Consider the following 15,393-nt stretch of genomic DNA (forward strand, 5'->3'; position numbering starts at 1 on the left):
GAGGAACGAGCGGTGAAGAGGAAGCGGCCCCACAACACAGCCACTGATCCTCAGCGTCCGTCGAGGATTCGCCGCTTCTCGGTCTCGAACTCAGCTTGCGTCAATGCCCCGCAATCACGCAGTGCCGTAATCGTTTTGAGCTGCTCGATACGCACGCCCTCGCCGTCGGGAAAGAATTCCGCGCCGGCCGGCGCCGGGCGGCGGCGGGGGGCCGGGCGGAACCGTGCTCCGATCACGCCCACGACGCCGACCGCGAACACCACCGGGAACACCCACACCAGCGACCCGTGGGCACTGGGGGCTCCAAAGGCCAGCCGCGGGGCGATGAATCCGCCGACCTCCCCATTGGTGGTGATCTGATAATCGCCCGCCGCCGCCACCCGCATCCGCCACAGCCGTCGCCGGGTGTCGTTGTTGACCGTCGTGGTGCCCCCGATGCTCTCCTCGAACTCCGGGTCGGCCACCCCGGCCGGCGACTGCACGTCCACGCTCAGCGGCGGCACCGGCAGGCCGCCGCCGCTGGGACTGGAGATCACCTTGGTATGCAGACTCACCGTCACCTCACCCGCCGGCAACCGGACGCTGCCGGTCCCCGGGATGGGCACCTCGCCGTACGCGTTGTAGCGGTCCAGCACGAACGCGTTGAGGGCCAGCGCGACCACGAAACCGACGACGCCGACGATCATCAGGGCCACCGAGACCGGGACCGCAACCCGTCGGATCGCCCGCGCAGCGCTCATTCGGGCAGTGTGCCACGCCGGCACCCGGGCAGATCCCGTCGACGCCGAACCGGCTTCCGCCGCATTCGCTACCGTCGGGGTGTCGGCGAAAACCTGCGGCGGTCGGAGGTGGACATGCCAGAGTCGAGCATCGTCGTCCGTCCGGAGCCTGCCGGAACCCCCTCGAGGCGATTGCAGGCTGCCGGGCTGGCCCATGCCACCACTGTGTTCGAGCAGCTGGCGGCGACGGTTCCACTGCCCCCCGCCCCGCGCCCGATCGTCGTCGCCGACTACGGCGCGGCCACCGGTTACAACTCCTTGCTCCCGATCGGCGCCGCCATCGCGGCCTTCCGCCGGCGCACCCGGCCCGACCACGCCGTACTGGTGACCCACACCGACCTGCCCGACAACGACTTCACCGCGCTGTTCAGGACGCTGGCCGACGATCCGGACAGCTACACCCGCAAGGACGCGGCCAGCTTCCCCTCCGCGATCGGCCGGTCTTTCTACGCCCAGATCCTGCCGTCGCAGAGCGTCAATCTGGGCTGGACATCCTGGGCGACGATGTGGTTGCGCCCGCCCGCCGAGGAGCTGCCCGAATTCGATGACCACGTCCATGTCGACCACAGCGACGATGCCGCCGCGCGCCAGGAGTATCTGCGCCGGGCCGCCCAGGACTGGCATGACTTCCTGGCCTTCCGCGGCCGGGAACTGGCCCCCGGCGGCAAGCTGCTGGTATTGACCGCTGGGGTCGACGCGGCGGGCCGTTCCGGCTACCAGCCCGTGCTCGACGCGATCGTCACGGTCCTCGACGAGCAGGTGCGCGAGGGCTTTCTGAGCCGCGACGAGCTCGCCCGGATGACGATCCCGGTGCTCGGCCGCAGCGAGAAGGAGCTGCGCGCACCGTTCGCCCCGGCCGGGCGGTTCGAAGCGCTGACAATCGAGCAGTTGGAGGTCTTCGACGCCGAGGACCGGTTCTGGAGCCGCTATCAGCTCGACCGGGACGCAGGCGCACTCGGCACCCAATGGGCCACCTTCACCAGCGCCGCGATCTTCCCGACGCTGGCCGCCGCGCTGGCCAGCCGGCCCGGCGACCCGCGGGCGGCCGAGTTCGTCCAGCGTTTGGAAGCCGGTGTCGCCGCCCGGCTCGCGAACAGCCCGCAGCAGGTGCAGATTCCGCTGGCGCTGGTGGTGCTGGCCAAGCGAGCGGGGTGACAGCTACGGGCCGGCCGGGGCCTCGGTGGGTTCCGGAGCCGGGTAGGCGGGGCTTGCCGGGGCCTCCGGAATCCCCGGCGTGGCAGGCGGAATCGGCTCGGGGCGGGGCGCGAACGCCGGTGGCGGCTCGACGGTCGGCGAGGTGGTGGTGGTCGTGGCCGACACCATCGTCGGCACTCCGGAGTCCGGTTCGCCGTCGGAGGCGTGCCGTAGCACCAGCACGGCCAGCGTGCCCAACAGCATCGCGACCAGTGCGGCCAGGATGACCACCGGCACCGGCCGGCGATACCACTGGACGCCACCGCGGACGCCGATCTCCTCGGGTTCCGGCGCGGCAGGCTGGCGCGGCGGTACCGGGGCCGGCCGGGCCGGCGGCGGCGTGATCAGAGGTTTCAGCGCCGCGTCCGGCGGGTTGTCGGCCGGCGGCGGTGGGGGTTCTACCGGCGGTGGGACGGTCTCGGGGAACGGTGGCGGCTCGGCCGGCGGCGGCGTCTTCTTCGGGGTGGCCACCACATTGCCGGCGACGCTCAGCGCGGCGCCGATGGCTGCGGTCAGCTGTGGTCGAGGCGAGCTGATGACGGGGGCCCCGAAGCGTTGCGACAGCCCGTTCGTGACGGTCGGCATGTTGGCCCCGCCACCGACAGACACGATCGCCGACAGGTCGTCGGGTGTAATGCTGTTGTCGTCCAAGGTGTTCTGCAACACCGTGAAGAATCCGTCGAGCGGTTGGCGCAGCGCCTCGTCGAGTTCGGCGCGGGTCAGCCAGACACCGCCGTGAAATCCCGCGAGCTCGGCCACCGTCTCGGTCGACAGTTGCTCCTTGGCATCGCGGCACTGGTTGCGCAACCTGGTCAGCGACCCGACCGTCGGGGGTCCGTCGCCGTTGCCGCCCAGATCGGCCACCACATGGTCCAGCAGCGCCTGATCGATCACATCGCCTGAGAACGTCGTGATGCGGCGGGTGGCGCCGACCGGTTCGCAACCACGCCCGGCGTCGACCAGGCTGATGTTGGTTCCGCTGCCGCCGAAGTCGCACACCGCGATGACGCCGTGGTCGGGCAGGCCCGGATTGGCCCGCAGAGCGGTCAGCACCGCCGTGGTGTCCGAGATCAGTGTCACCGGATGCTGTGCCCACTCCGAGACCCGCCCCAACGCCGTACGCAGTGCCGCGACGGCCTCCCGCGACCAGTGGGCGGGGTGGGTCACCGCCACCGCGGGAGGGATCGGCCGTCCCTCGGTCGCCGCGTAGGCCAGCGCGTGCAGTCCGTCGCCGAGCAGTTGCTCGGCGCGGTGGGTGGAACCGTCACCGGCCACCACCGGCCCGCCGCCGCCGACCCGGTCGACGAAGTCGGTCACCACCAAACCGCGTTCGTCGAGGGCGGCATTGACCGCGGAATTCTCCGACGGCATGCCGATCTGGGAGGGGCGATCGCGGAACAGCGTCAGCACCGGCCGGCGGGTGATAGCGCGATCGGCGGTGACCGCCGCCAGAGTGGTCGCTCCGACGGACATGCCCATCGCGGGGCCTGTGTCATGCGCCATGCTGTCCCGTCCACGGTGTCCACCGGCGGTCGAACGCACCGGATCGTCAGCAATTTTATCGATGAACATTCGGTTTACCCGGCATTGCAGCGCCATTGGTGCGCCGAACGGCTCGCGGTGAGGCCCGCGACAGGCACCGGAGACCCGGGGGGTGCTGTCGCGTGGTGAGTTTGCTCCAGGACCGATCCAGCGCCGATACCGGGTGGTCGGCCCGTCGAAACCAGCCGGACACGGGACGGTAACCGCACGCTAACCGCAGCGGGTCTCAGTCGTGGTTCAGACCTTCGACATGATCTGCACAGCGGTGCGAGAACCCGTCGCCTGAGGACCCGCTATTACGTGAATTCCCAGCATTGTATGCCTACATCGCGCCACGACTTATGCCACCATGTACGGGTGAACACACCCCGGATCCTTCGCTCCCTCGGTGTGGTGCTGGCGCTGACCTGGCTGCTGCAGAGCACCACCGTCACCCCTCCCTCCGCCTCCGCCGAGCCCTGTCCCGATGTCCAAGTCTTGTTTGCTAGAGGCACGGACGAGGCCGTCGGGATCGGCGAGACCGGGCAAGCATTCGTCGACGCGCTCCGGCCCCGTATCGGTGAGCGTTCCATGGACGTCTACGCGGTCGACTACCCCGCCACCAACGACTGGCCGACCGGTATTCAGGGCATCCGCGACGCCACCGCCCACATCGAGGCCACCGCGGCGAATTGCCCCAAGACCAAGATGGTGCTCAGCGGCTTCTCGCAGGGCGCCGCGGTGATGGGGTTCTCCACCGCCAATGCCATCCCGGACGGGGTGGAAGGGGTCGATGTACCACGGCCGATGCCCCCCGAGGTGGCTGACCATGTCGCCGCCGTAGTCCTCTTCGGCACCCCGAACGAGCGGGCGATGAACTTCCTGGGCCAGCCGCCTGTGGTCATCGGTCCCGCCTACATGGCCAAGACCATCCAGCTGTGCACGCCGGAAGACCCGGTCTGCTCGGAGGGAATGAATTTTGCGGCCCACGCACCGGGCGCCTACGACGGGATCGCCGACGAAGGTGCCGCTTACGCGGCAAACCGGCTGTAACCACCGTGTTCACCGGCCGGTACCCGCGCTGCGGTTTGCTGATGGCATCGCCGTCCGTGCCGGCCGGCGGCGGCTCGCACGGCCCAGGTGATGGCCTCGACGACGGTGGAATACCGACCCGCGGGCGGCTCGCGGGGCGGCGGCATGTCAGCATTCAAGGATGACTCTGCGTGACACCGTTCGCACCGTCGCTGCCCCGCTGATGCTGGCGGGGGCGCTGCTGGGTACGCCGGCGGGCACGCCGGGCGCCGCCGCCGAACCCTGCCCGGACACCGAGGTGGTGTTCGCCCGTGGCTCGGGGCAGCCCCCCGGTCTCGGTGACGTCGGGGAGGCTTTCGTCGCGTCACTCAAGGAGCAGCTGTCCGGCCGCGACGTGCAGGTCTACCCGGTCGAATACCCGGCGAGCACCGACTACCGCAACAGCGCGCTGCTCGGTGAGAACGACGCCACCGCGCACATCCAGGCCACCATCGCCAACTGCCCGAACACCAAACTCGTGCTCGGCGGTTACTCGCAGGGCGCGAGCGTGATCGAGATGTCGAGCAATTCGCTGCCGCCGGCGGTCGCCCGCCATGTCGTCGCGGTGGCGCTCTTCGGCACGCCGTCGAGTCCGTACTCCACCTCACTGTGGGGTGGCCCGCTGCCGGTGCTCGCCGCGTCGTACCACCCCAAGAGCATCACCTTCTGCCTCGCCGGTGACATCTACTGCGAAGAGAGCGGCAGCGTGGTCCCGCACCTGATGTATGTGCAGGACGGCAAGGCCGACGAGGGTGCCGCGTTCGCCGCGAATCGCCTGACGATCAGCTAGACCGCGGGGTCAGAAGACACTCGGGACCCGCGCGTCGATCAGGTGCGGTCCCGGTTCGGCCAGGGCCCGGCGGAACTGTTCGGCGAGTTCCTCGCAGGTGGTCGCTACGCTCGCCGGCACCCCGAACCCCTCGGCGATCTTGGCGAAATCCATGTTCGGCCGCGACAGGTCGAGCAGGGCTTCGGCTTTCGGGCCGTGGCCCCCTTCGCCCTCGGCGCCCACGCGGGCCAGTTCCATGCGCAGGATGGCATACGAGCTGTTGTTGATCAGCACCGTGGTCACGTCGACGTTCTCCCGCGCCATCGACCACAACGCGGAGATGGTGTAGACGGCGCTGCCGTCGGCCTGCAGCGCGATCACCGGCCGATCCGGCGCGGCGACGGCCGCGCCCAACGCGACCGGCAGTCCCTGCCCGATCGCTCCGCCGGTGAGGGTGAGCACATCGTGACGCGGTGCCCCGGCGGTGGCCGCCGGCAGCATCAGGCCAGAGGTGTTGGACTCATCGGAGATGATCGCGTTGTCGGGCAGCAGCGCGCCGATCACCTGCACCCAGTTCTGCGGGGTCAGTTGTCCCGCCGGGAGTTCCGGGGCGGCAGCGGGTGCCGGTCGCGGCTGCACACCGGGTGCCACCGCCTCGGCCAGCTGCTTGAGCGTGGCGGCCACGTCGGTCTCGAGGCCGGCCAGATTGTGGACCACAGCGCCTTCGGGGACCAGATCGCTGGGCTTTCCGGGGTAGGCGAAGAACGACACCGGGGCCCGGGTTCCGGCGACCACCAGGTGTTTGATCCCGTCGAGTTGGAACGCGGCCTGCTCGGCCAGGTAGCCGAGCCGGTCGATCGCCGGCACCCCGGCACCGCGGACCAATCGGGCCGGGAAGGTCTCGACCAGCGCGCGGGCCCCGGTCGCCGCAGCGATCCGATCGGTGGCCTCCAGTGCGCCGACGTCGGCCACGGCGGGGCCGCCGATGAGCAGCGCCACCGGCTCGCCGCTGCGCAACACCTCGGCGATCTCGGCGACCGCCTGCGCGTCGGGAGCGGACGCGGCGAGCGGTTCGACCGGGCCCGCGGCTTGCGCCCCGTCGTCCCAGGAGATGTCGGCGGGCAGGATCAGATTGGCCACCTGCGCGGGGCTGGCCATCGACGCGGCCACCGCTTCGGCCGCATCCCGGCCGATCTCGCTCCCGGTGCCGGTGCGGCGCACCCAGCCGTGGGTCCAGTCGGTCAGCGGTTCGATGTCGGATTCCAGCGGCGCGTCGTATTTCTTGTGGTAGGTGGCGTGATCGCCGATGACGTTGACCACCGGCACGTGCGCGCGTCGGGCGTTGTGCAGGTTGGCCAGGCCGTTGCCCAGCCCGGGGCCCAGGTGCAGCAGGGTGGCGGCGGGTTTCCCGGCGATGCGGGCGTAGCCGTCGGCCGCGCCGGTCACCACGCCTTCGAACAGGCACAGCACTCCGCGCATCTGCGGCACCGCGTCCAAGGCGGCCACGAAGTGCATCTCGGAGGTGCCGGGGTTGGCGAAACAGACCTGCACGCCGCTGTCGACCAGGGTGGTGATCAGGGCCTGTGCTCCGTTGGTCATGTGGCTGCCTTTCTTGACGGGCACCGAGGAATGCGGGACGCGCGCAATCTGCTGGCTATACAAGCACGCCGGGGTTGAGGATCCCGGCCGGGTCGAAGGCCTCCTTGATCCGGCGCATCAGGGCGATCTTGACCGGATCCTCCAGTTCCAGGAAATGTTGCGTCTTGACCCGCCCCAGGCCGTGCTCGCCGGAGATCGCGCCACCCAGCGCCATCGCCGCGGCGAAGATGTCGTGCAGCAGCCGGTGCCGGACATCGTCGTCGGCGCAGAACACCGCCAGGTGAACGTTGCCGTCGCCGGCGTGTCCGCAGCCGACCACCCCGGCGCCCGCCTGCTGCGCGAAACCCTGTGCCCGGGTGAAGAATTCATGCATGACCGCGCGCGGGACCACCACGTCGATGACGTCGTGGGCGCCGGCGGCCTTGGCCGTCCAGAACGCCCTCTCCCGGGCCTCGATCAAAGCGTGTGCCGAATTACCCTCCAGCACATAGACATCGACCGCCCCGAGCGAACCCAGCAACTCGCCCAGCATGGCCACGTCGTCGTCGAGGCGGTCGCGGTCACGGTTCTCCACCCCGATCACCAGGTGCGCCTCGGCGGTCTCGCGGACGGCGTCGGGGATGCCCAGGTTGAGGTTCTGCGAGTAGCTGATCGCGGCCAGCGTGAGCTTGTCGACGTATTCGAGGATCACCGGGTCCACACCGCTGCGCACCACCGTCGGCACCGCGCGCATCACCGCGGGCAGGTCGGCGAACGGGGCCAGCAGGGTGGCCGAGTGCGCCAGCCGCGGGTAGAGCCGCACGGTGACCTCGGTGGCCAGCGCGCAGGTGCCCTCCGAGCCGATGATCAGCTGGGTCAGGTCGTATCCGGTGGACAGCTTGGTGATCCGGCCTCCGGTGCGGATCAGTTCACCGGTCGGCAGGGCGGCCTGCAGCCCGACCACGTTGTGGCGGGTCACCCCGTATTTGACCGCACGCATACCGCCGGCGTTGGTGCCGACATTGCCGCCGACACTGGCCGACAGCTCCCCGGGAAAGACGGTGTACATCAACCCGGCCTCGGCGGTCGCGATGTCGAGGTCGGCCAGGGTGACCCCGGGTTGCACCACCGCGACCTGGTTGTCGGTGTCGATCTCGCAGATCGCGTTCATCTTCTCGAAGGAGATCAGCAGCCCGTCGGCACACGGCCGGGCGCCGGCAGACAGCCCGGTGCCCGACCCGCGGGCGGTCACCGGGACCTTGGCCTCCGTGGCGGCGGCCAGCAGCGCCGCCACCTGTTCGGCGGTCTGCGGGCGGGCGACGTAACGCGGCGTCACCGGTGCGCCGACCAGCGCCTCGTCGTGGGCGTAGTCGGGACCGATCTGGTCGCCGGTGAGCAGCCCGGTGTCGCCGACGATGTCGGCGAACTCCTGCGCGACCGCGGCCTGTGCGCTGTCCACCATCCCCATAACCGCCCTCACTCTCTAAAATCCGGCGTCACGCAGCGCTTGGGCCATTGACCCGCCGGTCGGGGCCGCGTCCCGACGGCCGGGGGCGTTACTCCGCCGGTCCCCCCGATTCTGCTTGCCGGTGTCGCGCCGCGCAGCCGGTTTGGCGGCCGGGCCGCGGGCGGGCTTGTCCCCCAGCCGCAGGCTCAGCCCGATCCGCTGGCGGTCGACGTCGACGTCGACGACCTTCACCTTCACCACCTGGCCGGAGCGGACCACCTCGTGCGGATCGGAGACGAAGCGGTCCGACATCGCCGAGACGTGCACCAGGCCGTCCTGGTGCACACCGACATCGACGAAGGCGCCGAAGGCCGCCACGTTGGTCACCACCCCCTCCAAAACCATGCCCACCTTGAGGTCGGCCACCTTCTCCACGCCCGCGGCGAACGTCGCGGTGGAGAACGCCGGCCGCGGGTCGCGCCCGGGCTTCTCCAGCTCGGCGAGGATGTCGGTCACCGTCGGGATCCCGAACCGGTCGTCGGCGAAGTCGCCGGGCTTCAGCGACCGCAGCAGCCGTTCGTCGCCGATGATCTCGGCCAGCGCGACTCCCGAGCGGTCGAGGATGCGCCGGACCACCGGGTAGGCCTCCGGATGCACCCCGGAGGAGTCCAGCGGGTCGTCGCCGTCACGGATGCGCAAAAACCCGGCGCACTGTTCGAATGCCTTGGGCCCCAACCGCGGCACGTCGAGCAGGGCGGCCCGATTGCGAAACGGCCCGGCCTGGTCGCGGTGGGCCACGATCGCTTCGGCCAACGATTCCGACACCCCCGACACCTTGGCCAGCAGCGGCGCGGAGGCGGTGTTGAGGTCCACACCCACGGCGTTCACGGCGTCTTCGACGACCGCGTCGAGGCTGCGCGCCAGGTTTCCCGGTGTCACGTCGTGCTGGTACTGGCCGACCCCGATGGACTTCGGCTCGATCTTGACCAGCTCGGCCAGCGGATCCTGCAGTCGCCGGGCGATCGACACCGCTCCGCGGAGGGTGACGTCGAGATCGGGCAGTTCGTGTGCGGCGTAGGCCGAGGCCGAATACACCGAGGCGCCGGCCTCGCTGACCATCGCCTTGGCCGGTGCGGCGGCGCCCGCGGACGTGAGGTCGGCGATCAGCTCGCCGGCCAGGGCGTCGGTCTCCCGTGACGCGGTGCCGTTGCCGACGGTGATCAGCTCCACGGCGTGCCGGGCGATCAGTGCCGCCAGCGTCGCCTTGGCCTGGTCCCACTGCTTTTGGGGTTGGTGCGGGAAGATCGCGCAGGTGTCGAGCACCTTGCCGGTGCCGTCGACGACGGCCACCTTCACCCCGGTCCGAAAGCCCGGGTCGAGCCCGAGCGTGGTGCGGTTGCCGGCCGGCGCGGCCAGCAGCAGGTCCTTGAGATTCTTGGCGAACACCACGACCGCATCGGATTCGGCGCGTTGTTTGAGCCGCATCCGGGCGTCGACCGCCGCGGAGAACGCCAGCCGGGTCTCCCAGGCCCACCGCACCGTCTCGGCCAGCCAGGGCGTCGCCTCGCCGGGTGCGGTCATGTCCACGCCCAGCGACCGGGCGACCATCGCCTGATAGGGCTCGCCGTCGCCGCCGTCGAAGGCCAGCGCCAGGGCCTCCTCCTTCTCACCGCGCAACACCGCCAGCACCCGGTGCGACGGCATGGATTCCAGCGCCTCGCTGAACTCGAAATAATCCCGGAACTTCTGTGCCGCAGCATTTCGGGCGGCCTCGGGCGACCGCGGCGCGGTCCGCAGGCAACCGGCCGACCAGAATTTCTCCCGGATGGCGCCCACCAGTTCGGCGTCCTCGGCGGCCCGTTCCACCAGGATGGCGCGCGCCCCTTCCAGCGCTGCGGCCGCGTCGGTCACCGATTCGCCGGTGAACTCCGCCGCGATCCGCTGCGGGTCCGGCGTCGGGTCGGCCAGCAGCCGGTCGGCCAGCGGTTCCAGGCCCGCTTCGCGGGCGATCTGCGCCTTGGTGCGGCGCTTGGGCTTGTAGGGCAGGTAGATGTCCTCGACGCGAGCCTTGGTCTCGGCGCCCAGCAAGGCGTTCCGCAGCTGGTCGGTGAGCTTTCCCTGCTCCTGGATCGAGGCCAGGACGGCGGCCCGACGGTCGTCGAGCTCGCGCAGGTAGCGCAGCCGCTCTTCGAGGCTGCGCAGCTGGCCGTCGTCCAGGCTGCCGGTGACCTCCTTGCGGTAGCGGGCGATGAACGGCACCGTCGCCCCCTCGTCGAGCAGGGCGACGGCGGCCGCGACCTGCCGCTCCGCGACTGCCAGTTCCTGCGCAAGACGGGCGTTCACCGGTTTGAGCGTTACGTTCTCGGTCACGCCGACGGACCCTACCGAAAGCCGCTGACGATTCCTGGCTCCGGGATGGCGTGGCTTTTGACCGCGCGCAGGATGTCCACGATGCCGCCCGCGTCAGCGTTGCCGAACACCCCTTCCGGCCCGCGCGGTGCGTGGTCAGTGTAGGGCGATTCATAGAGGCGGCCGGGCTCCATCACCCCGTTAGCGGTGACCTCGTCGATGATCAGGTTGACGAACCGGATCTGCTCAACGTTGAATTTCGTGCCGTCCAAGTACGCACCAAAGGCCTCGACCGCCGCCTGCCGATCCAGCCCCACCAGCGACCGGATGAACAACCCCAACCCGTGCGCCTGCTCACCGGCGAGCGCGATATCGTCGGCGCCGCCCGCGCCGCTGTCAACCAGCATCTGCTCCAACGCCTCCAGATCGGCGGCGGTGAGTTGTTTGTTGCGCCGGAGCCGCTGCAGTGCGACGTGGTCCTCATGCGCCTTGAGGTAGACCGCTGCCTTCGCCCGAAATCGTGGCAAGTTCGTTCCTGGGGTGATACCGGGCAGTTCGATCACTGTCGACGCGGTCAGCGCATCCTCGAAGTCGGTGTAGACCCGCACCTTCTTGGTCTTCTCCAGGAACTTCAGCAGGCTGCGCAGCCGGCGCCGGGCAAGTTCTAGCATCGGCAACGTGACGTCAAGCCACCACTGGTCGCCAGAGACTTCGTCGAGCAGCTCTTGCTGTGCTGCCACCGACGGGATCGCGGTCTGATTGAGCAGCCCTGATGCGATGTTTTGCACCTGTTCCCGCAGCCGTTCGGCGGCCAGGGTGTCGCCCTCCAGTTGCGCGAGCTGGCGGCGCAGGATGAGTAGATCGAAACGCTTTGCGTCCTCGTCGGTCTCGGTGGCCCCTGATGGCAGACTGGCCAGATGTTCGGCGACCTCCCCCGCATTTTCGGCGGTCAGCGCCGTCCATGCCGCCCAGTCTCCGTATTGCTCCACCCATTTGCGGTGTGGCCGGACCAAGAAGTTCTCTAGATTCATTCCAACGACGATTCGGTGCAGCGACCACGCGGCATCGACTCGCAGGCCCCGTTCGGATTGAGTGCCCGCTCCCTCGGCCGGCTCGACCCCATCCGGCGGCACTGCCGCATCCAATGCGGTGATCAGGCCCAGCCGAGTTTCGAAGAGCCGCTGGTTCAATGACTTCTGAATTGACCCTTGCGATCCGGGCAGATCCTGGCTGAAATATTCGAGGTTGCCGCAGAAGTCGAAGACGTAGAAGTTCTGCTTGTCTTGTCCGGGACCGAACAGGTCGGGGCGCAGCCGGGTGCCGCGGCCGATCATCTGCCAAAACTTCGTTTTCGACCGCACCAGCTTGAAGAACACCAGATTGACCACGTCAGGGACGTCGATACCGGTGTCGAGCATGTCCACTGAGATCGCGATGTGCGGCGCCTTCTCCGCAATCGAGAAGTCATCGATCAGGTTTTGCACGTATTCGGTACTGTGGGTGATCACGCGCGCAAACTGCCCCGCATATTCTGGGTATTGGACGTCGAAACGCTCTGCGATGAACTGTGCGTGATCCTGGTTCTTGGCGAAGATGATGGTCTTGCCCAGCCGGTCTCCTCCGGCGACCTTGCAGCCCTTTTCCATCAGCTCGGCGAGCACCTTGTCGACAGTGTCCTCGTTGAACAAGAACTTGTTGAGCTCCTCCGACGTCACAGCGTCCGGGACGACGCCATCATCCCCCCAGTCAAGGGCGTCCCACTCGTCCTTCTCTTCTTCACTCAAGTCGGCGTAGCGAATGCCATGCTGCAGGAACCGGGTGCCGACCGACACCCCCACCGGCGGGACCAGGAAGCCCTCGGAAACAGCGTCTTCGAGGCTGTAAGCATCCGTGGGTACTCCGTCTTCGAGGTGAAAGAGCCGGTAAGTGTTGTGGTCGACCTCATCCTTGGGTGTCGCGGTCAGACCCACCAGCAGGGAGTCGAACCAATCGAAGATCGCCCGGTATTTCTGATACACCGAACGGTGCGCCTCGTCGATGACAACCAGATCGAAGTAGCCAGGACCGAAGGTTCGCAGCTCCCCCTCGGTATCGTTGATCAGGTTCATCATCGTCGGGTAGGTCGAGACGTAAACCCTTCCATCGGTGATCTTTTCCGTGACCAAGTTGACGGTGGTCACCGCTGGAAGGTGCTTCTTGAACGCATTGGCGGCCTGGGTGACCAGCGCCGTGCGGTCGGCCAAGAAAAGCAATCGCTTGACCCAGCCGGCCTTCATCAGCTGGTCGACCAAGGCGATGACCGTGCGGGTCTTCCCGGACCCCGTCGCCATCACTAACAGGGCCTCACGGCGCTTATCGGCGAAGTCCTTGTCCACCGCCCGGATCGCGCGATGCTGGTAATGGCGTTCGACGATCTCGGTGTCGATCGTCGCGTCAGCCAGGGGCTGCCGGGCATGGCGGCGATGAATCGCCAGTTCCAATTCGTCACGGGTGTAGAAGCCCTGCACTTGACGGGGCGGATAGCCGGCCGCGTCATCCCAGATCCAGTTTTCATAGCCGTTGGTGTAGAAGATGATTGGGCGACGTCCGGTCATCTTCTCCAAGCAGTCGGCGTATAGCTTCGCCTGTTGCTGCCCGATCTCGGGACTCTTGCTGGTGCGCTTGGCCTCGACCACGGCCAGCGGTAGTCCATCGGCGCCCCACAACACGTAGTCGGCGTACCCGATGCCGTTGTTGTTTGGCATCCCGGTGACTTCGTACTCACGGTCTCGTGCGTCGGTCAGCGGCCAGCCGGCCTCCCGCAGCAGCACGTCGATGAACCGGTCGCGGGTTTCATCCTCGGCGTAGTCGCGGTCATCGACCTGAGCGTTCGCGGCCTGGACTTGCTCGATCTGCGCACGCAGAGCGGCGATCTCAGCGTCCTTCGCCGCGGCTAATTCGTCTCGTTCGGCCAGCGCCTTGGCGTGTGCGTCGTCCTGGGCTTTGAACTTGGCGGCGAGCCGGGCGACATCCTCACGGGTCAGCGGAGCTGATCTGGCCGCCAGTGCTGGGTCAAAGACAGCCTTGAGGGGCACGGCCTTCGGGTTGGTGGAGTAGTGGAATGCCGCCCACACCATCACGTGATGCAGTTCTTTGAGCGCGTCCAGGGCGGCGCGCGGCGGTATCGGGCGCGGATCGTGCACCGCGGTGTTGCCGAGCCTGCGAATCAAGTTGAGTTTCTGCGTGATCCCCTGGCCGGCCTTCGCGCGAAATGCGCTGTCGTTGATCCGGGCCGAGAGGTCGTCCTTGTAGGGGACGGAAAGGTTCATGATGTCGTAAAGAAATTCGACCAGTTGTTCGGCTGTGCGCCGGGCGTAGAAACACGCCGAACGTGGGTCGCTGGTCGCGTAGCTCTCCGCTTTGGCGCAGTCGGCATAGATCTCGGGCCAATCAACGACTTTCAGGAAGGCGAAGTTGGTCAACGGGCAGCCCTTCCGGTCAAAACGTCAAGGACACGCGGCGCGAAGAAGCGGCGCTTGTAGGCGTCTGCATCGAGAACGTTGAGAATACCGAGTTCCATCAGCTGGCCGATGAGTTTATTGGCCCGACCGTAGGAGATGCCCAGCACCGACTCGACGTTGCGGACGGTAAACGACGGATTCGCGACCGCGAAATCAACGAGGGACTGGGCGCTGTCAGCCCGCAATGGCGAGTTACGCACGACTTCTTTGAGTTCGTTTTGCACTCCAACCAGTTCGAGCATTTGGAGGCGAGTGGCATCTGCGGAGTCACGCAAGCCGACGCTGAAGAACCGCACAAACTCGTCCCAATTTCCGGCGGTGCTAACAGCCAGCAGACGGTCGTAGTACTGGCTGCGACGGGCTTCGAACCACGGGGACACCGTCAGTGTGGGTTCGGTCAAAACGCCCAAAGCGCGCAGGTGCAGGACGATCAGCAATCGGCCAAGTCGGCCGTTGCCATCCCGGAAGGGGTGCAGCGTCTCCAGCTGATAGTGAGACATGGCAGCCGCGACGACGGGGTCGATCGTGGTGCTGTGGTCGCGGCGCATCCAGTCGACCAGATCCTGCAACCCAGTATTCAGTTGGTCGCCGGGCGGCGGCGGGATGAACCGAGCAGCGTGCACTGGCAACGTGCTGGGCTCGGCGCCGTCGCGCACGCCGATGACGACTTGAGTGTCACGGAGCCGCCCCGATTCGTGCTCGAGCGGTGTCCCGCGCATCAGGAGCCCCTGCAGGTTCTGCAGCAGGGTCGCCGAGATCGGCCGCCCTTCGGCGACCCAGGCAAATCCCTGGCTTGCCATGTGGACGTAGTTGAGGATTTCGACGAGCTCGGCCGAGGTCGGTTCTTCCTCGTCAGCGGTCAGCACCTGATCCAGCGGGGCGTAGGTACCCTCCAGCGCAGCGGTGCTCTGGGCTTCCCGCCGCAAGACCGGCAGCCGTAACAGCGTGGGATCTGGAAGCTGGGCGGCGGTGCTGTCCAATGCCGCCAAGGCAGCGCGAGCAACGGCAACAGCGAGGAATGTCGGCGGCGTGAACTCCGGCATCTGATCGTCGAGCGGGGCTGGGACGAACGCCTTGTGTCGCCACTCGCGTCCGGCTGGATCGACGCCCCCGATGTCGACGAGCGAGCCGGCATGTTCGTTTACGAACATTGTCAGGTCCACAATGTCACTCTAGTGGTACTTG

General features: G+C 67.9%; 10 protein-coding genes. 3 read left to right on the top strand and 7 right to left on the bottom strand.

Annotated features, from left to right (window positions below):
• Positions 1-50 precede the first annotated feature (50 nt).
• Positions 51-740 carry an SHOCT domain-containing protein gene (locus tag G6N23_RS12445; RefSeq protein WP_085261097.1) on the bottom strand — a complete coding sequence of 230 codons (690 nt, stop codon included), beginning with the start codon at positions 738-740 and terminating at the stop codon, positions 51-53.
• A gap of 114 nt (positions 741-854) precedes the next feature.
• Here G6N23_RS12445 and G6N23_RS12450 point away from each other — a divergent pair, with 114 nt between their 5' ends.
• The gene (locus G6N23_RS12450) at positions 855-1,934 is read left to right on the top strand and encodes a class I SAM-dependent methyltransferase (RefSeq protein WP_085261171.1); all 1,080 of its coding nucleotides are present in this window, start codon (positions 855-857) and stop codon (positions 1,932-1,934) included.
• Positions 1,935-1,937: 3 nt separating this feature from the next.
• On the opposite strand, the gene G6N23_RS12455 is transcribed toward G6N23_RS12450, so the two are convergent.
• The gene (locus G6N23_RS12455) at positions 1,938-3,476 is read right to left on the bottom strand and encodes an Hsp70 family protein (RefSeq protein WP_162291749.1); all 1,539 of its coding nucleotides are present in this window, start codon (positions 3,474-3,476) and stop codon (positions 1,938-1,940) included.
• A gap of 357 nt (positions 3,477-3,833) precedes the next feature.
• On the opposite strand from G6N23_RS12455, the gene G6N23_RS12460 reads away from it, so the two are divergent.
• On the top strand, positions 3,834-4,547 hold the full coding sequence (locus G6N23_RS12460) for a cutinase family protein (protein WP_085261099.1): 714 nt from the start codon (positions 3,834-3,836) through the stop codon (positions 4,545-4,547).
• Between the two features lie 160 nt (positions 4,548-4,707).
• On the top strand, positions 4,708-5,355 hold the full coding sequence (locus tag G6N23_RS12465; protein WP_085261100.1) for a cutinase family protein: 648 nt from the start codon (positions 4,708-4,710) through the stop codon (positions 5,353-5,355).
• Between the two features lie 9 nt (positions 5,356-5,364).
• Here the strand turns inward: G6N23_RS12465 and G6N23_RS12470 are convergent, their stop codons facing one another.
• The 5 genes from G6N23_RS12470 to G6N23_RS12490 are packed head-to-tail and all read right to left on the bottom strand — an operon-like array spanning position 5,365 to position 15,371.
• Complete coding sequence (locus G6N23_RS12470) at positions 5,365-6,933, bottom strand: acetolactate synthase large subunit (RefSeq protein ID WP_085261101.1); 1,569 nt, start codon at positions 6,931-6,933, stop codon at positions 5,365-5,367.
• 55 nt (positions 6,934-6,988) lie between these two features.
• Positions 6,989-8,380 carry an FAD-binding oxidoreductase gene (locus G6N23_RS12475; protein ID WP_372508899.1) on the bottom strand — a complete coding sequence of 464 codons (1,392 nt, stop codon included), beginning with the start codon at positions 8,378-8,380 and terminating at the stop codon, positions 6,989-6,991.
• Positions 8,381-8,395: 15 nt separating this feature from the next.
• Complete coding sequence (locus G6N23_RS12480) at positions 8,396-10,729, bottom strand: Tex family protein (RefSeq protein WP_085261102.1); 2,334 nt, start codon at positions 10,727-10,729, stop codon at positions 8,396-8,398.
• An 11-nt stretch (positions 10,730-10,740) separates the two neighbouring features.
• Positions 10,741-14,169 carry a DEAD/DEAH box helicase family protein gene (locus G6N23_RS12485; RefSeq protein ID WP_085261103.1) on the bottom strand — a complete coding sequence of 1,143 codons (3,429 nt, stop codon included), beginning with the start codon at positions 14,167-14,169 and terminating at the stop codon, positions 10,741-10,743.
• Positions 14,166-15,371, bottom strand: a complete 1,206-nt coding sequence (locus G6N23_RS12490) for a Fic family protein (protein ID WP_173675012.1) — start codon at positions 15,369-15,371, stop codon at positions 14,166-14,168. Before G6N23_RS12490 ends, G6N23_RS12485 begins: the two co-directional genes overlap by 4 nt.
• Positions 15,372-15,393: the final 22 nt, after the last annotated feature.

Origin of the sequence: Mycolicibacter terrae (genome assembly GCF_010727125.1) — a bacterium.
In the GTDB taxonomy this organism is placed as follows: Bacteria; Actinomycetota; Actinomycetes; order Mycobacteriales; family Mycobacteriaceae; genus Mycobacterium; species Mycobacterium terrae.